The 22,599-nt window shown below is 71.1% G+C and carries 18 protein-coding genes; 9 read left to right on the forward strand and 9 right to left on the reverse strand.

What is annotated here, in order from left to right:
* A partial coding sequence (groL, locus tag ACWKZU_RS14920; RefSeq protein WP_449283124.1) for a chaperonin GroEL occupies positions 1-1,413 on the forward strand: 1,413 nt, incomplete at its 5' end.
* A 140-nt stretch (positions 1,414-1,553) separates the two neighbouring features.
* On the opposite strand, the gene ACWKZU_RS14925 is transcribed toward groL, so the two are convergent.
* A complete protein-coding gene (locus ACWKZU_RS14925) occupies positions 1,554-2,336 on the reverse strand; it encodes an ABC transporter permease (protein ID WP_449283125.1) in 783 nt (260 codons plus the stop codon).
* A complete protein-coding gene (locus tag ACWKZU_RS14930; RefSeq protein ID WP_449283126.1) occupies positions 2,333-3,121 on the reverse strand; it encodes an ABC transporter ATP-binding protein in 789 nt (262 codons plus the stop codon). The genes ACWKZU_RS14925 and ACWKZU_RS14930 overlap by 4 nt, the downstream gene beginning before the upstream one ends.
* Positions 3,122-3,232: 111 nt before the next feature.
* Between ACWKZU_RS14930 and ACWKZU_RS14935 the strand changes: the two genes are divergently transcribed.
* The 3 genes from ACWKZU_RS14935 to ACWKZU_RS14945 are packed head-to-tail and all read left to right on the forward strand — an operon-like array spanning position 3,233 to position 6,049.
* Positions 3,233-4,348, forward strand: coding sequence for a sensor histidine kinase (locus ACWKZU_RS14935; RefSeq protein WP_449283127.1), 1,116 nt, complete (start codon positions 3,233-3,235; stop codon positions 4,346-4,348).
* Positions 4,345-5,019 (forward strand): response regulator, encoded by a 675-nt coding sequence (locus ACWKZU_RS14940; RefSeq protein WP_449283128.1) that lies wholly within the window; start codon positions 4,345-4,347, stop codon positions 5,017-5,019. Before ACWKZU_RS14935 ends, ACWKZU_RS14940 begins: the two co-directional genes overlap by 4 nt.
* 31 nt (positions 5,020-5,050) lie before the next feature.
* Positions 5,051-6,049, forward strand: coding sequence for a DUF559 domain-containing protein (locus tag ACWKZU_RS14945; RefSeq protein ID WP_449283129.1), 999 nt, complete (start codon positions 5,051-5,053; stop codon positions 6,047-6,049).
* A 97-nt stretch (positions 6,050-6,146) separates the two neighbouring features.
* Here the strand turns inward: ACWKZU_RS14945 and ACWKZU_RS14950 are convergent, their stop codons facing one another.
* From ACWKZU_RS14950 to ACWKZU_RS14975, 6 genes are all read right to left on the reverse strand, one after another.
* A complete protein-coding gene (locus ACWKZU_RS14950; RefSeq protein WP_449283130.1) occupies positions 6,147-7,700 on the reverse strand; it encodes an ATP-binding protein in 1,554 nt (517 codons plus the stop codon).
* 1 nt (position 7,701) lies between these two features.
* On the reverse strand, positions 7,702-8,403 hold the full coding sequence (locus ACWKZU_RS14955) for a response regulator transcription factor (protein ID WP_053385559.1): 702 nt from the start codon (positions 8,401-8,403) through the stop codon (positions 7,702-7,704).
* Between the two features lie 50 nt (positions 8,404-8,453).
* Positions 8,454-10,109, reverse strand: a complete 1,656-nt coding sequence (locus tag ACWKZU_RS14960; RefSeq protein ID WP_449283131.1) for a 5-guanidino-2-oxopentanoate decarboxylase — start codon at positions 10,107-10,109, stop codon at positions 8,454-8,456.
* A gap of 127 nt (positions 10,110-10,236) precedes the next feature.
* Positions 10,237-11,973, reverse strand: a complete 1,737-nt coding sequence (locus tag ACWKZU_RS14965) for a DNA repair helicase XPB (protein WP_449283132.1) — start codon at positions 11,971-11,973, stop codon at positions 10,237-10,239.
* Between the two features lie 223 nt (positions 11,974-12,196).
* Complete coding sequence (locus ACWKZU_RS14970) at positions 12,197-13,984, reverse strand: helicase-associated domain-containing protein (RefSeq protein ID WP_449283133.1); 1,788 nt, start codon at positions 13,982-13,984, stop codon at positions 12,197-12,199.
* A 13-nt stretch (positions 13,985-13,997) separates the two neighbouring features.
* Positions 13,998-14,264 (reverse strand): hypothetical protein, encoded by a 267-nt coding sequence (locus tag ACWKZU_RS14975; protein ID WP_449283134.1) that lies wholly within the window; start codon positions 14,262-14,264, stop codon positions 13,998-14,000.
* Positions 14,265-14,394: 130 nt separating this feature from the next.
* Between ACWKZU_RS14975 and ACWKZU_RS14980 the strand changes: the two genes are divergently transcribed.
* The 5 genes from ACWKZU_RS14980 (at position 14,395) to ACWKZU_RS15000 (ending at position 21,358) form a co-directional block, all read left to right on the forward strand.
* Entirely contained in the window at positions 14,395-14,772 is a 378-nt protein-coding gene (locus ACWKZU_RS14980; protein WP_449283135.1) for a cold-shock protein, read from the forward strand.
* The gene (locus tag ACWKZU_RS14985; protein ID WP_449283136.1) at positions 14,765-15,523 is read left to right on the forward strand and encodes a DUF3027 domain-containing protein; all 759 of its coding nucleotides are present in this window, start codon (positions 14,765-14,767) and stop codon (positions 15,521-15,523) included. The genes ACWKZU_RS14980 and ACWKZU_RS14985 overlap by 8 nt, the downstream gene beginning before the upstream one ends.
* Before the next feature lie 281 nt (positions 15,524-15,804).
* The gene (locus tag ACWKZU_RS14990) at positions 15,805-18,798 is read left to right on the forward strand and encodes a vWA domain-containing protein (RefSeq protein ID WP_449283137.1); all 2,994 of its coding nucleotides are present in this window, start codon (positions 15,805-15,807) and stop codon (positions 18,796-18,798) included.
* Between the two features lie 100 nt (positions 18,799-18,898).
* On the forward strand, positions 18,899-20,350 hold the full coding sequence (locus ACWKZU_RS14995) for a SpaH/EbpB family LPXTG-anchored major pilin (RefSeq protein ID WP_449283138.1): 1,452 nt from the start codon (positions 18,899-18,901) through the stop codon (positions 20,348-20,350).
* A 186-nt stretch (positions 20,351-20,536) separates the two neighbouring features.
* Positions 20,537-21,358, forward strand: coding sequence for a class C sortase (locus tag ACWKZU_RS15000; protein ID WP_449283139.1), 822 nt, complete (start codon positions 20,537-20,539; stop codon positions 21,356-21,358).
* Between the two features lie 57 nt (positions 21,359-21,415).
* Here ACWKZU_RS15000 and serC read toward each other — a convergent pair whose 3' ends face one another.
* Entirely contained in the window at positions 21,416-22,534 is a 1,119-nt protein-coding gene (serC, locus tag ACWKZU_RS15005) for a phosphoserine transaminase (protein WP_449283140.1), read from the reverse strand.
* Between the last annotated feature and the right edge of the window lie 65 nt (positions 22,535-22,599).

Below are 22,599 nucleotides of genomic sequence, written 5' to 3' on the forward strand. Positions count from 1 at the left end.
GAGCTCGTCAAGGAGGTCGCCAAGAAGACCGACGACGTCGCGGGTGACGGCACCACCACCGCGACCGTGCTCGCCCAGGCGCTCGTGCGCGAGGGCCTGCGCAACGTCTCGGCCGGCAGCGACCCCATCGCGATCAAGAAGGGCATCGAGAAGGCCGTCGCCGCCGTCTCGGCGAAGCTCCTCGAGAACGCCAAGGAGGTCGAGACCACCGACCAGATCGCGGCCACCGCATCGATCTCGGCCGCCGACGAGCAGATCGGCCAGCTCATCGCCGAGGCCATCGACAAGGTCGGCAAGGAGGGTGTGGTCACCGTTGAGGAGTCCAACACCTTCGGCACCGAGCTCGAGCTGACCGAGGGCATGCGCTTCGACAAGGGCTACCTCTCGGCCTACTTCGTCACCGACGCCGATCGCCAGGAGGCGGTCTTCGAGGATCCCTACATCCTCATCGTCAACAGCAAGGTCTCCAACATCAAGGACCTGCTCCCCGTCGTCGATCCCGTGATCCAGTCGGGCAAGCAGCTGCTCATCCTGGCCGAGGATGTCGAGGGCGAGGCCCTCGCGACCCTCGTGCTGAACAAGATCCGCGGCATCTTCAAGTCGGCGGCCGTCAAGGCCCCGGGCTTCGGAGACCGCCGCAAGGCCATGCTGCAGGACATCGCGATCCTCACCGGCGGCACCGTGATCAGCGAGGAGGTCGGCCTCAAGCTCGAGAACGCGACCCTCGACATGCTCGGCACCGCTCGCAAGGTCATCATCACCAAGGACGAGACCACCATCGTCCAGGGCGGTGGCGATGAGGAGCAGATCCAGGGCCGCGTGGCTCAGATCCGCCGTGAGATCGAGACCACCGACAGCGACTACGACCGCGAGAAGCTGCAGGAGCGCCTCGCCAAGCTCGCCGGCGGCGTGGCCGTCATCAAGGCGGGCGCGGCCACCGAGGTCGAGCTCAAGGAGCGCAAGCACCGCATCGAGGACGCCGTGCGCAACGCGAAGGCGGCCGTCGACGAGGGCGTGCTGCCCGGCGGCGGCGTCGCGCTGATCCAGGCCGGCAAGGACGTCTTCGAGACCCTCGAGCTCTCGGGCGACGAGGCGGTCGGCGCCAAGATCGTGCAGGCCGCGATCGAGGCTCCGCTGCGTCAGATCGCGCAGAACGCCGGTCTCGAGCCGGGTGTCGTCGCTGACCGCGTCGCGAACCTCCCCATCGGCCACGGCCTCAACGCCGCGACCGGCGAGTACGGCGACCTGGTCGCCCAGGGCATCCTCGACCCCGCGAAGGTGACCCGCTCGGCGCTGCAGAACGCCGCGTCGATCGCAGGCCTCTTCCTCACCACCGAGGCCGTCGTCGCCGACAAGCCCGAGCCCGCTGCTGCGGCTCCGGCCGGCGACCCGACCGGTGGCATGGACTTCTAAGTCCGGCGACGATGAAGGGCGAGGCCGCGAGGCCTCGCCCTTCATCGTTTTCGAGGAGTGGCCGTCGCAGGAGTTCCCGCCGCGCGGGATCCCGTTTCGCCGCGCTCGATCCTGGCTCGCGGCGGCCCGGGTGCTGCGACTCACTCCCAGCGGAAGAAGAGCGCGCCGATGGTCGCGCCGAGCACGGACGCCGCGACGAGGCTGAGCACGTGCACGGGGTCGAACGGCATCCCGGCCCAGGCCGACGACAGCGCTTCGACCGCCGCGCCGAAGGGCAGGGCCTCTCCGACGGCCGAGAGCCAATCCGGCAGCGCATCGCGTCCGCCGAACATGCCGCCGAGGGCACCGAGCCCGAGAAATCCGATGAGCCCGATCGCGACCGCGGAGTTCGGCGTCGGTGAGACCGAGGCGACGATCATGCCGATGCCGTACATCGCGAGCATCGTGAGCAGCAGCACCCCGAGGGCGGTCCACGGATGCACCGGCAGCCGTGCGCCGAAGAAGGCCGCCGCCACACCGGAGGCGATCCCGATGCCGATCGCGGCCTGCACGAGGCTCACCGCGACCTGGGCCGCGAGCACCATGAGCGGCGAGAGCGGGGTGGTCGCGAGCCGGCGCAGGATCCCGCTGCGGCGGTAGTAGGCGAGGAAGCTCGGCATGTTGAGCACCCCGATCATGGTGGCGACCATCACGAAGACCAGCGGCAGCACGAACAGGTCGAGCACGCTGCGTCCGTTCACCACGATCTCCGCGCTCGCGGTCGACGCCGAGGTGAGCAGGATGATGAGCGGCAGGCCGAGCGGAACGATCAGTCCGGCCGTGTCGCGGGCGGTCATCTTCGCCTCGCACACGAAGAGGCCGAGCCACGCCCGAAGGCCGGGGCGGTGCCGCGCGGGCGGATGCGTCATCGCGGTGGTGGTCATGAGGTCTCCTCCGGTTGTTTGCCGGTGAGCGCGACGAAGGCCTGGTCCAGATCCTCGGCACCCGCCCGGGCCACGAGACCTGCGGGCGTATCGAGGGCGATGACCCGGCCCGCGTCGAGCAGCGCGACGCGGTCGCACAGCAGCTCGACCTCCTCCATCGCGTGGCTCACCAGCAGGATCGTGCAGCCCTCGTCGCGCAGCCGATGGACGGTCCGCCACATGCCGCGGCGGGCTCGCGGGTCGAGCCCGGTCGTCAGCTCGTCGAGGATCACCACGCGGGGGCGTCCCGCGAGGGCGAGCGCGATCGAGAGCCGCTGCTGCTGCCCGCCGGAGAGCCTGTCGAAGCGCGTGCGCCGCTGATCGCCGAGCCCGACCAGCTCGATCAGCTCGTCGGCCGGCCGCGGCTCCGGGTAGAAGCCGCGGTACAGTCCGATCAGCTCTCCGACGGTGAGCGAGCCGTGCAGCTCCGCCTCCTGCAGCTGCACCCCGAGCAGTTGGCGGACGGCCGCACGGTCGTGCACCGGGTCGAGGCCGAGTACGGTCGCGCGGCCCCGATCCGGGCGTCGCAGCCCCGCGATCATCTCGACCGTGGTGGTCTTGCCCGCCCCGTTGGCACCGAGGATCCCGAAGACCTCGCCCTGCTCGACGCGCAGGCTCACCTCCTCGACGGCGATGCGCCGCCGGTACCGCTTGTGGAGCCGGACGGCGCTGACGGCCGCCGGTTCCCGACCCTGGGACGACCTCGTGCCGTCTCCCTCTGCAATCGCTTCCCGATTCGCATCCATACCCTCACGCTAGGGAGCGAGGCGGCTCGGGCGCCCCTGCAGGGAGTCACGATCTCGAAGGTGACTTCCGGCACCTGTACACCCGCGGCCGCCCACCCCTACCCTGGGGAGATGCGCCGTTTCGATCCGGAGATATGGTCGGGGATCGCCATGCTCGCGGTTCTGCTGATCGCCGCCGGTCCGGTGCTGTTCGGCGGGGCGGAGACGCTGATCCCGCACGGTTGGTGGATCGCGCTGTTCTGCGCGATGCTGCTCGCACTGCTGCTGGCGGCCTGGGAGCTGCGGCCGCGTGCGTGGCAGTACGTCTGCTTCGGCGTCGGGGTGGGCGCCTCGTGGGCCCTGGTGGTCACGGGGATGGGACTCGGACTGCTGCCCATCGTGCTGGTGGTCGTCGTCTCGATCAGCCCGTACCTCGTACCGACGTGGGTCGGCTTCTCGCTCGCCGTCGTCAACCTCGCGGTGATCGCGGTGCCGTTCACCAGTCGCGAGGAGCGGCCGGGCCTGCTCACCGAGCTCTCGATCACCCTCGGGTTCTACCTGCTCATCCAGGTGGCGGCGCTGCTCAGCTCGCTCGCGCTGCTGCGCGAGCAGCGGTCCGGGCGGGCGCTCGCCGAGGCGCACGTCGAGTTGCAGGCGCAGGGGGAGCTGCTGACCGAGACCGCTCGAGCAGGGGAGCGGCTGCGCATCTCCCGGGACCTGCACGACCTGATCGGCCACCAGCTGACGGTGCTGGCACTCGAGCTCGAGGCCGCCAAGCACCGGGACCCCGGATCCGCGGCGGCCGGGCACATCGAGCGCGCTGGAACGGTGGCGCGCGAACTGCTGTCCGACGTGCGAACGACCGTCGGGGACCTGCGCGGTGAGCGCCCGGAGCTGCGGGGCACCCTGGAGCGGGTCGTGCGGGATCTCACCCGTCCGAGTGTGGTGCTCGAGGTCGACGACGGACTGGCGCTGGACGAGGAGCGCACGGTGCTGCTGATCCGGGCGGTGCAGGAGATCGTCACCAATTCGATCCGCCACGCCGACGCCAGGGAGCTGCGGATCGAAGTGCGTTCGGATCAGGACGGGATCGTGCTGCGCGCCCGTGACGACGGGCGCGGGGTCCGCGACCTGCAGCCGGGCAACGGACTGCGCGGGCTCAGCGAGCGCTTCGAGTCGCTCGGCGGGAACGTGCGGTTCGACGGTGCGCGAGGATTCGGAGTCACCGCGAGGGTTCCGGCGTCATGAGCGGTGCGGGTGGCGCCGGTGGTGGTGCGAGGCGGGTCGTGGTGATCGACGACCAGGCGCTGGTGCGGTCCGGCATCCGCGCGCTGCTCGAGCTCGCCGGGGTCGAGGTCGCGGGCGAGGCCGGGGACGGGGAGGCGGCGCTGGCGCTCATCGCCGACGTCCGGCCGGAGGTGGTGCTGCTCGACCTGCGCATGCCCCACCGCGACGGATTGTGGACGCTGCGGCGACTGCAGGAGCTGGGCGGCGACGTGCCGGTGCTCGTGCTCACGACCTTCGAGGACGACCGGCTGGTGCTGGAGGCACTGCACGCCGGCGCGCGCGGGTACCTGCTGAAGGACGTCACCCTGGAACAGCTCACGCGGGCGGTCGATGTGCTGGCCGACGGCGGGAGCTACATCGCGCCGTCGATCACGGATCGGCTGCTGCGCGCGCTCCGCTCGGAGCCGGCCCCGATGGACGCGCACGCGCCCCCGATCGAGGATCTCACCGGGCGCGAGCTGGAGGTGCTGCGCCTCATGGCGGAGGGGTACAGCAATCGGGAGATCTCGGAGGCCGTGTTCTTGGCCGAGGGCACGGTGAAGAACCATGTCTCGACCATCCTGACGAAGCTCGGGGTCCGGGATCGCACGCGGGCGGTGCTCCGCGCACTCCGCGAGGGTGTCCTGGACTAACGCAGGACGCTCGCGCAGGAGAAAACCACTGGTGCAGGAGGCGATCGGGGGATCGGTCCTGCACCAGTGGTTTTCTCCTGCACGAGTGGCGCGTGACGCGCAGGCGTTCTCCGCTCACAAGGCGGCAATACGAGCGCGCCGTGGCGAACTTGTTCAGGTCACCGCTCGGATGAACGCGAGACATCGCAGTTGCGGCAAGCCTGGACGGATGAACCTTGACTCCACCCTTCGCGCCGCCGGCGGCATCATGCGCACCCGTGACCTCGAGGAGCTGGGCTTCGGCAGGCACCGCCTGCGGGGTCTGCTCGCGCGGGGTCGCCTGATCCGGCCGCAACGCGGCTGGGTCGCCCTTCCCGGTACCGACCGCGAACTGCTTTACGCCGCTGAGAGGGGCGTCGTCCTGAGCTGCGTGACCGTGGTGCGTCGCCGGAAGCTCTGGTCGCTCGAGCGCCAGGGGCCGCTGCACGTAGCGGCGCGTTCGCCTCACGCCCACCTCGACACGGACGGCCACGTCGTCCACTGGGGGCGCCCGGTCCTGCGGAGGGAGCCGCACCTGCTGCTCGATCCCCTCGAGAACGCGCTCGCCTACGTGGCGTCCTGCCAGCCGAGGGAAGAGGCACAGGCGATCTGGGAGTCCGCGCTGAACAGGGAGATGGTGACGAGGGAATCGCTCGCGCGACTGCCTCTCGGGACTCGCGCGAGGAGCCTGTTGCACGAGTGCACGCCGTTCGCCGACTCGGGCCTGGAAAGCTACGTGAGGCGCAGAGTGCGCTCGCTCGGGCTCCCGGTCGTCGCGCAGACCTGGCTGTTCGGCCATCGAGTGGATTTTCTGATCGACGGCTGGTTGGCGCTGCAGATCGATGGGGCGACCCACACCGGCGAGCAGCGCGACGAGGACAACCGCCACGACGCCGTCCTGGCGAACAACGGCTACGGAGTGATCCGCGTCAGCTATCGGCAGGTGATGTTCGAGTGGCCGTGGGTGCAGGCCCAGATCATGATGGCGATCTCGCAGGGGCGGCCGAGGTGAGCTGCCGTTCGCGCCGGAGAGAACCACTCGTGCAGGAGGCGATCGGGGGATCGGTCCTGTGCCGGTGGTGCTCCCTGCACGAGCGGGCCGGGGAGGCTCAGACGATCAGGCGCGCCACCGGGACCGTGTCGTCCGAGGGCGGGGCGCTCGGCAGGTCGACGCGGAAGGTCGCCCCGCCGCCTGGCGTCTCGTGCACGCTGACGCGTCCCCCGTGCGCATCGACGATCGACTTGACGATGGCCAGGCCGAGCCCCGAGCCGCCCGTCTCGCGGTTGCGCGAGGTGTCTGCGCGCCAGAACCGGCCGAAGATCTTCTCACGGATCTGCTCGGGGATCCCGTCGCCGTGATCGACGATCTCGAAGCGTGCCACCGGCGCGGCGGGGCCGGGCCGGACCGGGTCGACCTGCGGGCCGTCGTCGGCCGGGGCGGGTGGCACCGAGACCACGATCTCGATGGGGCTGCCCGCCGGCGTGTGCCTCATCGCGTTGCCGATGAGGTTCGTCATGAGCTGTCGCACCTTGTGCTCGTCGCCGATCACCTCGGGCGCGCCCGGCGCCTCGATGACCGACACCTCGCGATCCGGCGCCTGCGCCCGCGCGTCGAGTGCGGCGTCGTGCGCCAGCCGGTTGAGCGGCAGCGGCGCGAGTTCGAGGGGTCTGCGCTCGTCGAGGCGGGCGAGCGCGAGCAGATCCTCGACCAGCGAGGTCATGCGGATCGACTCCTTCTCGATGCGCTCCATCGCCTGGCCGACCTGCTCCTCGTCCTGCAGGGCGCCCATGCGGTACAGCTCCGCGTAGCCGCGCACCGAGACCAGCGGCGTGCGCAGCTCGTGGCTCGCGTCGCCGATGAAGCGGCGCATGCGCTCGATGGTGCGCGCCCGGTCCTCGAGCGAGCCGTCGAGGCGGTCGAGCATCACGTTGAGCGACTCGCCCAGGTGGCCCACCTCGGTGTGCGGGCTCGTGACCATGATGCGCTTCGAGTAGTCGCCGCGGGAGATCTCGAGCGCCGTCTTCTCGACCTCCGCGAGCGGCAGCATGGTGGCCGTGACGAGCAGGCGGGTGAGCGCGGCGCCGAGCAGGATCACGGCGATCCCGAACGCGGTGAAGATGACCACGTAGTTGGCCACGGCCTGCGTGATGAGGGTCGTGGAGCTGGCGATGAGCAGCGTGCCGTTGGGCTGGCCGTTCACGAAGATCGGGAAGACGATCGCGCGCCACCCCGTGCCGCCCTCGCCCTCCAGGTCGACGATCCGATCCCGCTTCTCCGCGACGGCGTCGAGCGACAGGGGGGTCTGCGGCAGCTGGGGGCGGTCGATGCTCTTGTTGCCCTCGGCCTCCGCGTCGGCGTACCCGGTGTTGTCGTAGAGCAGGTTGCCCTGCGCGTCGAGCATCGCGACGTAGTACTCGCGGTTGGCGAAGAGCACATCCTCGCGGGTCAGCCCGCGCAGATCGGCGCCGTTCGCAAGGGCCGGCGTGGGATCGCTGCGCAGCTGCGCCAGCTCGGTCGTCTGGTTGTTGATGAGCGTCGGACGCAGCAGCGCCATCGTGCCGACACCCGCCACGATCAGACCGAGGAACAGGATGAAGACCGTGACCCCGGTGATCTTCGCGCGCAGCGAGACGTCTGTCCAGCGGTCCGCGAAGCGCGTCACGCTACTTGGTCTCGGTCTTGAGCATGTATCCGAAGCCGCGCTTGGTCTGGATCAGCGACTCCTCGGTGAGAGGGTCGAGCTTGCGGCGCAGGTACGAGATGTACGACTCGACGATGCCCGCGTCGCCGTTGAAGTCGTACTCCCAGACGTGGTCGAGGATCTGCGCCTTCGAGAGCACGCGGTTCGCATTCTGCATGAGGTAGCGCAGCAGCTTGAACTCCGTGGGGGAGAGCTCGACCGAGGCGCCCTCGACGGTCACCTCGTGCGTATCCTGATCCATGGTGATCGGCCCGACGGTGAGCACCGACTCCTCGTCCTCCTGGATCGTGCGGCGCAGCACGGCCTTGATGCGGGCGACGATCTCGTCGAGGCTGAACGGCTTGGTCACGTAGTCGTCGCCGCCGACGGTGAGGCCCTCCACCTTGTCCTCGGTGTCGTCCTTCGCGGTGAGGAAGATGATGGGCGCCGTGTAGCCGGCCGAGCGCAGGCGCTTGGTCACGCTGAAGCCGTTCATGTCGGGCAGCATGACGTCGAGGATGATGAGATCGGGCTCCTCCTCGAGGACCGCCGAGATGGTCTGCGCACCGTTGGCGACGGCGCGGACGCCGAACCCGGCGAAGCGCAGGCTCGTGCTGAGCAGCTCGCGGATGTTGGGCTCGTCATCGACGATGAGGATCCTGGGTCCCTTGTGCTGAGTAGTCATGCTCTCAGTCTCTGATTGTTTGCTATGAAGTCGCTGGAAATGCGGCGGCGTCATCGCACCCGGAGCTCGGCGGGGGCGGAGACGATCAGCGCCGCCGGGCCGCCGCGCTCGATCGCCGTGCGCAGCTCGTGCTCGAGCTCGTCGGGCGAGGTCGGCCGGGCGATCGGGATCCCGAACCCGGAGGCGATCCGGCCGAGGTCGCGGGCGGTGGTGCGCACGCCCGCGGGTGCGATCCCGGAGCGCTCGAACGAGCGCTCGATCTCGCGGTAGCCCCCGTTGTCCCAGATCACCAGCACCACGGGAAGGCCGAGATCGTGCGCGGTGGCGAGTTCGGGCAGGGTGAACAGCGCGCTGCCGTCTCCCGCGAGCGCCACCACCGGCCGGCCCGGAGCCCCGATGGCTGCGCCGATCGCCATCGGCAGGGCGGGTCCCAGCGTGCCGAAGCCGTAGGGCGCGAGCCAGCGGCCTGGAGAGTCGAGCTCGAGGAACAGATGCGATTGGTAGGCCAGCTGCGCGGAGTCCGCGGTGAGCAGCGCATGGTCGGGGAGCGCCCGTTCGAGCGCCGCGATCCAGGGGGTGTAGGGGTCGGCGGCGCGCGCAGCGGCGAGTTCGTCGCGCACCGCGGCCGCGCGGTCGGATCCGGAGCCGCCCCCGACTCGCGGGAGCGGCGGCAGGTGCTCGAGCGCGCGTGCGGCGAACTCGGCCACGCGCATCGGGATCGCGGGCCGGCGCTGGCGCGGGTGCGCGGCGGTGGGATCGATGTCCACGCGGAGGATCTCGGGGAGCTCGGGCCCGGCCGGCGGGAGGGGGAGACCCTCCGAGTCGGAGAGTTCGGTACCCAGCGCGAGCACCAGATCGGCCTCGGCGAGCAGGCGGTGCGCAGCGGGGAAGAACAGGCTCACGCCCGTGGTGAGAGGATGCTGCGGCGGGAGCAGACCCTTGGCGTTGCCGGTGAGGATCACGGGGGCGTCGACGCGCTCGGCCAGCGCCATCACCGCCGGCCGGTCGTGCCGCGCCCCGCCGCCCGCGACGACGACGGGGCGCTCCGCCGCCGCGAGGAGGTCGAGGGCATCGGCGAGGCCGGCCGGGGCGGCTGCGACCGCGACCGCGGAGAGCGTCGCGACCACGTCGGGCGAGGCCGCCGTCCCGTCGCTCCCGGCGGCGTCGCGCCGGGCGCGCTCGGGGCGCCCCAGCTCGCCCACCTCCTCGGCGAGCAGGTCGACGGGCACGCCGATGTAGACGGGCCGGGGGCGCTCCGCGGCCCAGCGGCGGAACGCCTCGTCGATGAGCTCGGCGACACGTGCGGCCGAGTCGACGGTCTCGCTGATGAGGGTGAACGGGCGCAGCACCTCGGCGAGGTCGGGGGTGTCGTGCAGCGTGCCGCGGTGCGAGCCCAGCTGCGCGCGCTCGACGGCGGACGCGATCACCAGCATCGGCACGGAGTCGTGCCACGCCTGCGCGATCGGGGTCATCGCGTTGGTCACGCCGGGGCCGGTGATGAGGTAGCAGACGCCCGGCTCGCCGGTGACCCGTGCGTAGGCGTCGGCCATGAACCCCGCACCCTGCTCGTGGCGGGGCACCGCGACGCGGAGGCCGCTCCCGTCGATGCCCCGGAAGAGCTCGAGCGTGTGCACGCCCGGGATCCCGAAGACCTGTTCGACGCCGTACTCCGCGAGCAGCGTGCTGATGGCCTGGCCGAGTCTCATCGGGGTGCTCCCTTGTGCGGTGCGGACGGTTCCGTGCCCACTCTACATGTCGACCGGTCGGTATGGAATCTCGGTCGCGATGATGTAACGAGCCCGGACCCGGGCCCCGGCCCGGCGGCCGGAGCAGCTACAGCTGGTGGGCGTCGAGGATCGTGTAGCTGTAGCCCTGCTCGGCCAGGAAGCGCTGCCGGTTCTGGGCGAAGTCCTGATCCACGGTGTCGCGTGCGATGAGCGTGTAGAACGACGCCGTCAGGGGAGCGGTTTCGTCCTCATCCCGGACGTCGGGCGCGCCGCCGCGGGACGCTTCGAGGCTTCGCCTCTCCGCGGCCCGCGCACTGGACTTCGGCCGCAGCAGGCGGCCGAGGCGCTGCGCCTCCTCCTGGCGCGATCCGAAGGATCCGGAGATCTGGATCGCCACCGACGCATCCGGGAGATCCACGGAGAAATTGGCGACCTTCGAGACGACGAGGATCCGCTCCTCGCCCGAGCGGAAGGCCTGGAACAGCTCCTCGCGCCGGTCCACCGGAGTCTGACCGGTGATGAGCGGCGCCCCGAGCGCCTCGGCCATCGCCTCGAGCTGGTCGATGTACTGCCCGATCACCAGCACGCTCTCGCCGGGGTGCTTCTCGATGATGCGCCGCGCGACGGACTGCTTGGCGAACGTCGACGACGCGATGCGGTAGCGGTCCTGATCCTCGGCCACCGCGTAGTCCATGCGCTCCGACTCGCTCAGGTCGATGCGCACCTCGAAGCAGGCGGCGGGCGCGATGAAGCCCTGCGCCTCGATGTCCTTCCAGGCCGCGTCGTAGCGCTTCGGGCCGATGAGGCTGAACACGTCGCCCTCGCGGCCGTCCTCGCGCACGAGCGTCGCGGTGAGGCCGAGGCGGCGGCGGGCCTGCAGCTCGGCGGTGAGCTTGAACACCGGCGCGGGCAGCAGGTGCACCTCGTCGTAGACGATCACGCCCCAGTCCTGCGCGTCGAGCAGCGAGAGGTGCGCGTACTCGCCCTTCCGGCGGCTCGTGAGGATCTGGTAGGTCGCGATCGTGACCGGCTTGACCTCCTTCACCTGACCGGAGTACTCGCCGATCTCGTCCTCGGTGAGGCTGGTGCGGCGCAGCAGCTCGTCGCGCCACTGGCGGGCCGAGACCGCGTTGGTGACGAGGATCAGCGCCTTCGCGCCCACTGCGGCCATCGAGGCCGCGCCCACGATCGTCTTGCCGGCGCCGCAGGGCAGCACCACCACGCCGGAGCCGCCCCGCTGGAACGCCTCGACCGCCTTGGACTGGTAGTCGCGCAGCTGCCAGCCCTGCTGCTCCAGATCGATGTCGTAGGGCTCTCCGGGTGTGTAGCCGGCGAGATCCTCGGCGGGCCAGCCGCGCGCCACGAGCTGCTGCTTCAGCTCGCCCCGCGCCCAGGCCTCGACGGGGTAGGTGCGATCGTCGAGCCGGTTGCCGAGCAGGGGAGCGATCTTCTTCGCGCTCGCCACCTCGCGCAGCACCGCGGGATCGTCGCAGCGCAGGATCAGCTCGCCCGCGCGCTCGCCGCCGTACTCATCGGCTCCCGCGCGCTCGATGGTGAGCCGGCCGTAGCGGCGCATCGTGTCTTCGATCTCGCTCGCCACCCCGGTGGGCACCGGGAACTTGGCGTGCCGGTTCAGCGTGTCGAGGATCTCTTCGGAGGTGTGGCCCGCGGCGCGCGCGTTCCAGAGGCCGAGCCGCGTGATGCGGTAGGTGTGGATGTGCTCGGGTGCGCGCTCCAGCTCGGCGAACACCGCGAGTTCGTGGCGGGCGTCCTCCGCGTCCGGGTGCGCGACTTCCATGAGCACGGTGTGGTCGCTCTGCACGATGAGGGGCCCGAGATTCATAACTGACTAGTTTACCGTGCCCGGGCGGCGAGCCGGTGCTCCGGCCTCCGCGCGAACCCTGCGAGTGAGCACTGCCGGGGCGAGTGGGCACTCGGGGAAGCCCGCCCCGGGTGCTCCCTCACCCCGGAGCGCGCGTCAGTAGTTGTCGCCTCACGTCAGGTTTGGTGACAACTACTGACGCGCGAAGGTGTCTCGCGGGGCGGGGCGGGGTGGGGCCGCGGGATCAGGCCGGTTCGACGGCGGTGATCAGGTTGACCGGCAGGGTGCGCTCGACCCCGGCGGCCTGGTCGGTCGCGCGCAGGCGGCCGGCGTTGAGCGATACCGGCAGCAGGAGGAAGGTGTGATGCTGGCCGCGGGCCTCGGCGGTGACGCGCACCGGGGTGCGGTCGCGGATCGCGAGCTCGAGCCTCCGGGTGAAGTCGCCGGTGCCCGGCTCGGAGCGCGCCGCGAGGTAGACGCGCTCGATCAGCTCCGCGAGCGCCTCGGCGAGGGCGCCCGCGCGGGGCTGGGGATCGATGGGGGGAGCCGCGTGCGCGGACCGCTCGGGCGCGGCCTCACGAGGTCCCGAGGCGTGGTAGCGGGCGTCCGCGAGCGCTGCGAGCACGTGGTCGGCGCGCAACCGGGAGAGCAGCGTGGTCGGGTCGACGCGCTGCAGCTGCAGGTGCTGCAGCGCGCGGTCGACGGTCAGGGTGTCGGCGAGCTCGGGGCGGCTGACGACGACGCGGGTGCGCCCGTCGTCGCCCTGGTACTCGCTCACGACGATGTTGCCCACGCGCTCGGCGAGCGATCCGAGCAGGTAGTCGAGGGGCTGCGGAATACCGGTGAGCGAGACCCGCTCGAAGACGGTGCGCGCCTCGGCCGGAGTGACGCCGCGCTTGAGCGCCTCGGCGATCGACGCCTCGGTGATGCGCTTCGTCGAGGCGACGCCGATGTGCTCGGGCACGGTGAGGGACGCCAGGTCGATCTCGTCCTGCGGTGCGAGCGGGCCGGGCACGATCACGCTCAGATCCGGCTGCACGTAGACGCCCGGGGCGGCCGGGGGCAGCAGCTGCCGGGCGAGTTCGGCCGCCGCGTCGCGCTCGCCCGAGCGCAGCAGCTCCGCGACCCGGCTGAGGCGCCCGCGTGCGGCGAGCCCGAGATGCTCGGCGGCGGCGACGAACCGCCGCGCCGCTTCGAGCTCGGCCTCGGGCAGCAGCGGGAAGCGCCGCGGCAGCGCGTCGGCCGCGGCCGCGAGGGAGGCCGACCGCGGCAGGGCGGCTCGCAGGGGCACGGGCATGGTCGCCAGCGTCGCCGCGGCGAGCTCGAGCCACCGCGCCGTGTGGTCGCCCCGCATCCAGTCGGCGGCCCGGTCCGCGACGACGAGCGAGGATCCGCCCGCCACGACCAGGCCCGCCCGGTCGGCGGCCGCGAGCGCCTGCGCGGCGTAGTCCGCGTCGATCCCCACGACCTCCGCGATCCCGCGCACCGTCGCGACGGCGACGGTGCCGTTGCGGTTCAGACGGCCGGGATGATCCCCCAGCACGCGCAGGCACTCGGCGGCCTGGCCGACCGAGGTCAGCGCCGCGGTCATCCACGAGGGGGCGTCCGGCTCCTCGGGATCCACCGCGCCCTCGGCGGGCTCGAGCGGTGCCGGGTCCGCGCCGACCTCGTCGGGCCGGAGCCCGGCGGCCTGCAGCGCCTGGCGCAGCGTCTCGGTGACCTCGGGGAGCGCCACCGGGCGTCCGTCCTCGATGCCCACCAGGCCGAGATCCCGCAGCGCGGCGAGCGGTTCGTCGTCCTCCCCTCGCGCGGCCGCCGGGGCCGCTCCCACCCGGAGCAGCACCGCCAGCGCGCCGCGGTCGAGCGGAGTCAGGGCGCGGAGGACGGACTCCGGTCGCAGCAGCTCGGCCGCGAGCCCGATGGGGTCGAGCACGCTCGAGGGTGCCTGCGGGCGCCGCCGGCGCACAAGCGACTCGAGCGCGTCGCGATCCATCTCCGCGATGGCGGAGGCGAGCGCCAGGGTGCCGCTCATAGCGTCGCCGAGCCTACGAGCGGTTGCCGCGTCGGAACTCGGCGCGACGGCGGCGCTGGCTGAGCACGAGCAACAGGATCAGCAGGACGAACCCCACGGGCAGACCGATGAGCGAGAACCCGTAGACGAACGGCCACAGCCCCTCCGCCATGGCCTGACGGTCGTTCATTCCCACGATGAGCGTGGCGAAGAACGAGAGCAGCGCGGTCGCGATGATGGCGAGCGAGGCGTAGGCGAGGATCCTCTCGAGGACCGACGGGGTGCTGGGTTCAGTGGACATCCGTGCCATGCTATCGGCTGCACCGCTGAAGCGACTGGAGGAGAGCGCGGTAGACTTGGCCGAGTATGCGAGCGCAGCGCTCGCGAAGACGTGCGTGGCGGAGCGATCTCCGCTGGAGAGGGACGAAGGCATGCCGAACGGCAAGGTCAGGTTCTATGACGAGGCGAAGGGCTTCGGGTTCATCCAGGGCGATGACGGAGCACAGGTGTACCTGCACGCGTCGGTGATCCCCGAGGGGGCCGACGTGCAGACCGGCACGCGCCTGGAGTACAGCGTGGCCGACGGTCGCAAGGGTCCGCAGGCGCTCTCCGTGCGCGTGATCGACACGCCTCGCCTGGCGAAGCGCAACCGCAAGTCGGCGGACGAGATGGCGGTCATCATCGAGGACCTGGTCAAGCTGCTCGACGGGCTGGGCAGCCACCTGAAGAACGGCCAGTACCCCGAGCGCTCGCAGTCGCGCAAGGTCGCGACCATGCTGCGCCGCGTCGCGGATGACTTCGATGTCTGAGCCGCAGGCGTCGCCGTTCGACGAACCCGGGACGCGGGCCGCCGGGGCTCCCGGCTCCGAAGCGCCGGAGGCCGAGGGAACCGGGTTCGAGGCGGCCGATGCCGTTGAGATCCCGCCGATCGAGATCGAGCCGGATGAGGTGCTGCTGGCGGCGCGGGATCAGGCGCGCGCCGCGCTGGCCGAGATCACCGACCCGCGCACCGTGGGATCGGACGACGGGCACGAGGTGCACGAGGAGCACGTGCTCACGCTGTTCTTCGAGTGCCGGCTGCCCGGCTACCCCGGATGGCGCTGGGCCGCGACCCTCGCGCGCATCGACGAGGAGTCGGCCGTGAACGTGCTCGAGGTCGAGCTCCTGCCGGGGGCCGGTGCGGTCGTGGCGCCCGAGTGGGTGCCCTGGTCGGTGCGTCTGGCGCAGTACCGCGAGTCGCAGGCGCGCCAGGCCGCCGAGGAGGCGGCCGCCGCCGAGGCAGCCGCCGCGGAGCTGAGCGACGAGGACGATGCGGACTCGGAGGAGGATCTGCTCGACGGCGACATCCTCGACAACGATTTCAGCGACTTCGACGACGAGATCGACGGCGTCGACCTCGACGAGGAAGGCGCCGTGCTCGCCGGGACGGTTGAAGATCCGGATGAAGACGACGTCGATGCGGATGAGGATCTCGCGGACGATTCCGACGACACCGAGCTCTTCGACGACGACTCCGATGACCTCGACGACCTAGACGACGACTCGGAAGACGACGAGTAGACCGTCTTCTCGGGCCCCTGCGGCCGGACCCTCTCGAAGGGGGTCTCATCGGTGTGCAACATTGGCCTCGATCCGAAGTACGTATTTTCCACGGATCCCCGGATCCGGATCTCTCCATAGCGTTCTCACACAACGGGGAGCACGGCGCAGGCCGATCGATTGCATCCTCGTGATCCGTGGGAATCGAGGACGCAATGGAGCTATCAGGCCACCGGCAACGGGGAACGCTCAGCGGTGCACGCGCGGCGCGACGCCGCCTGAACCGTCGAGGCGCAACCGGGGTGATCGCGGCGATCGCGGCATGCTCGATCGCCCTCCTGGGCGCGGCGCCCGCGTTCGCGGAGGGATCGCCCGCAGCCGGTGGACCCGAGACGGCTCAGAGCTCCGTCGATCCCGCACCGCTGGTCGCGGATCCCGCTCCGCCGACCGCTGATCCGGCGCCGGTCGCCGATCCGCCTCCCGCGGAGCCGACGAGCCCGCCGCCAACGGAGCCGGCACCGGCCGTCGAAGAGCTGCCGGCGGCGGATCCCGCCCCGCCCGTCGAGGAGACGGTGGCGGCTCCGGAGGAGACGGAGGCGGCGCCCGCCGCCCGGGCCGCCTCCGGCGAGGAGGACGCGGGCCTGCAGGCCGAGCCGATCGCCCCGCTGGCCGTGATCGTGGACGACTGCGGGAACACCAACGCCTGTGCCGGCCTGAGGATCACCACCACCGTGGTCAACGCGGGCGGCGGAACCGCCACGGCGGCCGCCTGGGAGCTGAAGGCGGTGCGCAACAACGCGACCTCCGACGAGTACCCCTTCTCCTCCGGGCAGACGCGCACCGTGCCGCGGAACGCCACCTACACCCTCTCGGCGACGGCCGATCCGGCGATCCAGGCGCAGTACACCACGAGCTTCGCGTGCAGCCAGACCAGCAACGCGACCGTCTCGGCGCCGAACCGCACGGTGTCGTTCAACAACAACACGAACCAGACGCCGAGCAACCGCTACGCCTACTGCACCTTCACGCAGACCTTCCGGCAGCCGGTGACGATCCAGGTGAACAAGCAGGTGCTGCGGGGCGGGGCCAACGCCGCGCTCGCGGCCGGTGCGAAGTTCGAGCTCTGGACCGACGCCAGCCCCTCGGTGCGCGTCGACCAGCCGTGGGCCGGCTGCGAGATCACCTCGGGCACCTCCTGCAGCATCCTCGTCCCCGGCGGCTTCACCGGCGTCTCCTACCGCGTCGTGGAGACGACGCCCGGGCCGGGCACCTTCGCGCTGGGTCAGATCGCCACCGGTTCGGCGACCGGCGCGCTCACCGCCAAGCCGTATCCCGGCAGCACGGGCGTGCTGCCCACGTCGGGCGGAACCGTCAACGTGCCCCGCACGACGGTGAGCGGATCCACCGATCTCTCAAGCATCGGCGCCACGACGAACGCGATCTTCAACCCGCAGGTGCTGCCCACCTGCACCACGGGTCTGCGGATCGGCCTGGTGCTCGACACCTCGACGTCGATCGACACCTCCGAGCAGACGGCCTACGCCAATGCCGTGCGCAGCCTCGTCAACGGGCTCGTCACCCCGACCGACCTGATCCACATCACGTCGATCATGTTCAACAACGCCGGGACGGTGCAGAGCGAGGCCAGCGGCCGCAGCGGAATCGCCTCATCGGCCCTCGCCTCGAACCTGCACGGCTACCTGAGCAACAACGGCAACTACGCCGCGGCGACCAACTGGGACGACGCGCTCGACAAGGCCTCGGCCGGCAACTACGACATCGTGCTCATGGTGACGGACGGCGCCCCGACGCGCAGCCGCTCCACCACGAGCGCCGACAGCGTGCGGTTCTTCCACGTGGAGAACGCGGTGCTCTCCGCGAACGCCGTGAAGGCCGGCGGAGCCCCCGTCTGGGCGGTCGGCGTGGCGCTTCCCGGCGGCTCGGAGACCAACCTGATGGCCATCTCCGGGAAGACCCTGAACCAGGACTACTTCACCGCGGACTGGAGCGAGCTCGAGGGGCGGCTCAGGGCGATCGCGCAGGGACTGACCTGCCAGGCCCCGATCACCGTCAACAAGACCGAGATCGCCTCGAACGGCACCGAGACCCCTCTCCGCGGAGGTTGGAGCTACACGGCGGGGCTCGTGGCCGGAAGCCAGGGCACGCTGAACGGTGCGGCGCAGCAGACCACGGTCGCCGGCGTCGCCGCTTCGGTGGAGTGGATCCAGAGCTTCACGGCCGAGGACCAGCAGGCGTCGCTCACGATCACGGAGACGCCGAAGGAGAACTGGACGCTCGACAGCGTGACCTGCGTCAACCGCGGCACGATCCCCGTCCCGGTCACGCGCGACGGCGACTCGTGGACGGTGCCCCCGTTCGGAATCGGCGACAACATCACCTGCACCGTGAAGAACCGTCACGCGGAGCCCGCAACCCTCGCGGTGCACAAGACCTGGGTGATCACGGACTCCGCCGGCGAGACGATCGGGACCTACACAGCGCCCCAGGGCGCCGGCGATCCGGTGCCGAGCTGGCTGACGGCATCCCCCACGATCCAGGGGGTCGACGGCCCCCAGTGGGGCACCGTGTACCCCGGCTTCGTCAAGGATCAGCAGGTCGCCATCGGCGAGACCGCCTCCATCGACACGGCCGACCACCCGGGATGCGAGCTGACCTCGCAGCGGCTCACCCGGGCCAACGGGGCGGCTGTGAACCCGCCGGTCGACCTGAGCGGGGGCGCGACCCACACCGCGACCCTCGTCGGCGGCGCCAACACCTTCGGGATCACGAACACCGTGACCTGTGCGACCTCGCTCACCCTGGTGAAGCACGTGACCGCGGGAGACGCGCCGGCGCGCGACTGGGACCTCACGGCGACGCCCGAGGGCGGAACGCCGATCACGGTCTCGGGCGATGAGGCCGCGACCGGCGCCAACACCTTCGAGGTGACTCCCGGCACGAGCCACGCCCTCACCGAGGCGCTCGCCGATCCGGGCAGCGTCATCGCCTACTTCCTCGACCGCGTGGAGCAGTGCGAGCCCGACGCGAGCCTGCCGGGCGGCTTCGATCCCGCGGCCTGCGTGACGATCTCCGATCCCTCGGACATCTCGGTCGGCCTGGGACAGCACGCCATCTACCGCTTCGTCAACCAGCCGGCGCCCATGGTGGCGGTGCCGCTCACCGGCGGACTCAGCTCGGACGCGTTCGGGATCGCGGGGATCGGCCTCGCCGCTCTCGCGGCCATCATCGGGACCCTCTACTGGAACCGCAGGCGCCGACTCCCGGAGGTGCCGTGACACGGGCACCGCATCGGACGCGGCCGCCGGCCGTGCAGACCTTCCGCATCGAACACCGAACGGGGCCCGGGGACGCGCCCCTCAAGAGAGGAACATCATCATGAGGCAACAGCAACGGGGCCGCTTCGGCAGACGGGCCCTCGCAGCGATCGGCGTCACCGCTCTGGCGGTGGTCGGGGCGATCACCTCGGCGAGCGCCGCATCCGCGGTCGACGAGCCGGTATCGCCGACCGTCGTGGGCAACATCGACACCGGGCAGGCGCGTTCGCTGACCGTGCACAAGTACGAGGAGCAGGGCTCGACCTCTCCGCTGAACCCCGACGGCAGTGAGACCCCCTCGGGCAATGCGCTGAGCGGCGTGGAGTTCACGGTTGCCCAGGTGGACGGCATCGACCTCACGAACCCTGACGACTGGGCCGTGGTGCCCAGCCTCCAGTACTCGGGCGGCCGGGTGACGGACGGGGTGGACACCTACTCGGTCACCGCGGTGGGCACGCAGGAGACGGTGAGCGGTTCGACCACCTTCTCCGGCCTCGGCATCGGGGTCTATCTCGTGACCGAGGGCGCCGACAACGGCGGCAACAGCATCGTGAGCAAGGCGGAGCCGTTCTTCGTGACGGTGCCGCTGCCGCACGACAACGAGTGGCTGTACGACGTCCACGTCTACCCGAAGAACTCGGTGGGCAGCATCGAGAAGTCGGTCGACAGCTCCGACGCCGTGAAGCTCGGCGACGTGGTGAAGTGGACGGTCACCGCCGCGATCCCGCAGCTGGCCCCCGGCGAATCGCTCGCGAGCTTCGGCGTCAGCGACACCTTCGACAGCAGGCTCGGCGGGCTCGGCGTGGACTCGGTCACGATCAACGACGTCGACGTCGCCTACTCCACCGCCGGAAGCAGCGGCCAGACGCTCCTGGTTACCCCGGACCTCGCCACCGTGAACGCCAACCAGGGCGAGTACGTGGTGATCGTGTTCACCAGCACGGTCCAGTCGATTGGCAACGGCGTGATCGAGAACCAGGCGCTCGTGCACCTGCCCGGCGACGTGTCGCTGCCCTCGAACAAGCCCGCCACCAAGTGGGGCGCGGTGACGATCGAGAAGTACGACGCGGAGGAGGGCGCGGGCCAGCGGCTGAACGGTGCGAAGTTCGCGCTCTACCAGACCCAGGCCGAGGCCGAGGCCGCGCTCGCCGGCACCGTCGGCACCCCCGTCTGGACGGGTGAGACGAGCGGCGACGGCACCGCGACGATCGACGGCCTGTACGTCGGCGACACCACCGACGGGCAGACGGCCCGGGACTACTACCTGGTGGAGACGCAGGCACCCGCCGGCTACCAGCGCCACGACGCCGTGATCCCGGTGACCGTGACCCCCGGCTCGATCGCGGAGGCCACGATCGTGCAGGTCGCCAACACCCAGGTCTCTCCGGTGCAGCTGCCGCTCACCGGCTCGGCGGGAGCCCTGGTGCTCTCCATCGCCGGCCTCGCTCTCCTGGTCGCCGCTGCCGGCACGGCGCTCATCGCGTCGCGCCGCAAGCAGGCGACGACCAGGTAACAGACCGGGGTGGAGAGGAGTCCTTCCCCGTCTCCTCTCCACCCCGCACCAGAAGCGGAGACGCCCATGTCGCAGCAGATACTCGATTCGGAGAACCCCCCAAATCCCCCGGATCCTGCCGCACAGGACACGCAACCCGCTCTACTATCGGGCTCGGCTCGGCGGCGGCGCCGGCCGAGTCCGGTAGTGCTTCTCGTCGCGCTGCTCGCGCTCGCCGGAGCGGTGCTCCTGCAACTGCCCGGGATCGCCACCTGGTTCTCGCAGCTCGAGGCCTCCCGCGAGATCGTCGCCATGAACCGGGCGACGGTCGACAACGGCGCCGAGGTCCGCGAGCAGGCGCTCGCCGAGGCCCGCGCCTACAACGCCGACCTCCTCACCGGCACCGCCGTCGTCGGGGCGGGGGAGCGGGTGCCCCGGGCCGCGGACGCCGGGCAGGCGGACCGCTACGATCGCCTCCTCCGAGCCGACGCGACGGGCCTCATGGCCCGCATCAAGATCCCCTCCATCGACGTGGACCTGCCCGTCTACCACGGCACGAGCGACGCGGTGCTCGAGATGGGGGTCGGCCACCTCGAGGGCACGGCGCTGCCCGTGGGAGGCATCGACACGCACACCGTGCTCACGGGGCATCGCGGCCTCGCGAAGGCGGAGCTCTTCAGCAATCTCGACCGCGTGGGCGTCGGCGACACCTTCGTCATCGAGGTGTTCGGCGAGGTGCTCACCTACCGCGTCGTCGAGACGCAGGTGGTCGAGCCCGATCAGACCCAGTCGCTGTTCCCCGTGCTCGGCCGCGACCTCGCCACGCTGGTGACGTGCACACCGCTCGGCGTCAATTCGCACCGCATCCTCGTCACGGGCGAGCGGGTGACCCCCACGCCCGTCGCGGACGTGGAGGCCGCCGGCGGCGACCCGACCGTTCCCGGGTTCCCCTGGTGGGCGGTGTGGTCGGGCGCCGCCGTGGTGGTCATCGGCGGCTACGTGGCGCTGAGCAGCCGCGGAGTGCGCTGAGGGCGGGGCTCCCGCTGCGCAGCCGCGGGTTCCGCCGGTGGCGAGATCCCGATCGGATCAGACCAGGCGCTCCAGCACGTAGTCGATCGCGCCGGTGAGCGTCCGCACGTCGTCGGGCTCGATCGCGGTGAAGGTCGCGATGCGCAGCTGGTTGCGGCCCAGCTTGCGGTACGGCTCGGTGTCCACGATCCCGTTCGCGCGCAGCGCCTTCGAGATCGCCGCGGCATCCACGGCGTCGTCGAAGTCGATCGTCACGACCACCTGCGAGCGGTGATCCGGATCCGCCACGAACGGCGTGGCTACCGGGGTGCGCTCCGCCCACTCGTAGAGCACTCCGGAGGACTCGGCGGTGCGGGCGGCGGCCCAGGCGAGGCCGCCCCGGCCGTTGATCCAGCGCACCTGCTCGTCCATGAGCCCGAGCGTCGCGAGGGCAGGGGTGTTGAGGGTCTGGTTCTTGCGCGAGTTCTCGATCGCGCCCGCGAGGTTCAGCGTCTCGGGGATGAAGCGGCCCGACGCGGTGACGCGCTCGATGCGCTCGATCGCGGCGGGGGAGACGAGGGCGAACCACAGGCCGCCGTCGGACGCGAAGTTCTTCTGCGGCGAGAAGTAGTAGACGTCGACCTCGTTCGCGTCGAAGTCGATCCCGCCGGCCCCGCTCGTGGCGTCGACGACCGTGAGCGCTCCCGCGTCGCCCGCCACGCGGCGCACGGGGGCCATCACGCCCGTCGAGGTCTCGTTGTGCGGGTAGGCGTAGACATCGACACCCGCGACCGCCTCGGCCTGCGAGCGCGAGCCCGCGTCGGCCGTGCGCACGTCGGGCTCCTCCAGGAACGGAGCGGCGGCAGCGGCCTTCGCGAACTTCGCGCCGAACTCGCCGAAGGTCAGGTGCTGGCTGCGGCGCTCGATGAGCGAGTGCACGGCCGAATCCCAGAACGTCGTGGCCCCGCCGTTGGCGAGCAGTACCTCGTAGCCCTCGGGCGCCCGGAACAGCTCGGCGAGCCCCTCGCGCACGCTGCCGACCAGATCCTTCACCGGCGCCTGCCGGTGGGAGGTGCCGAGTACGGCGGGCTGCAGCGACGCGAGGAAGTCGAGCTGCTCGCCCCGCACCTTGGAGGGGCCGCATCCGAAGCGACCGTCGGCGGGCAGGAGTTCAGCGGGGATGATGATATCGGCCATGTGGACGATTCTACGAGAGCCGGGCGCGGAACGTTCGCGGAGAGAGTGAGATCCTCCACCGAGAA

It is taken from the genome of Leucobacter sp. (assembly GCF_053528595.1).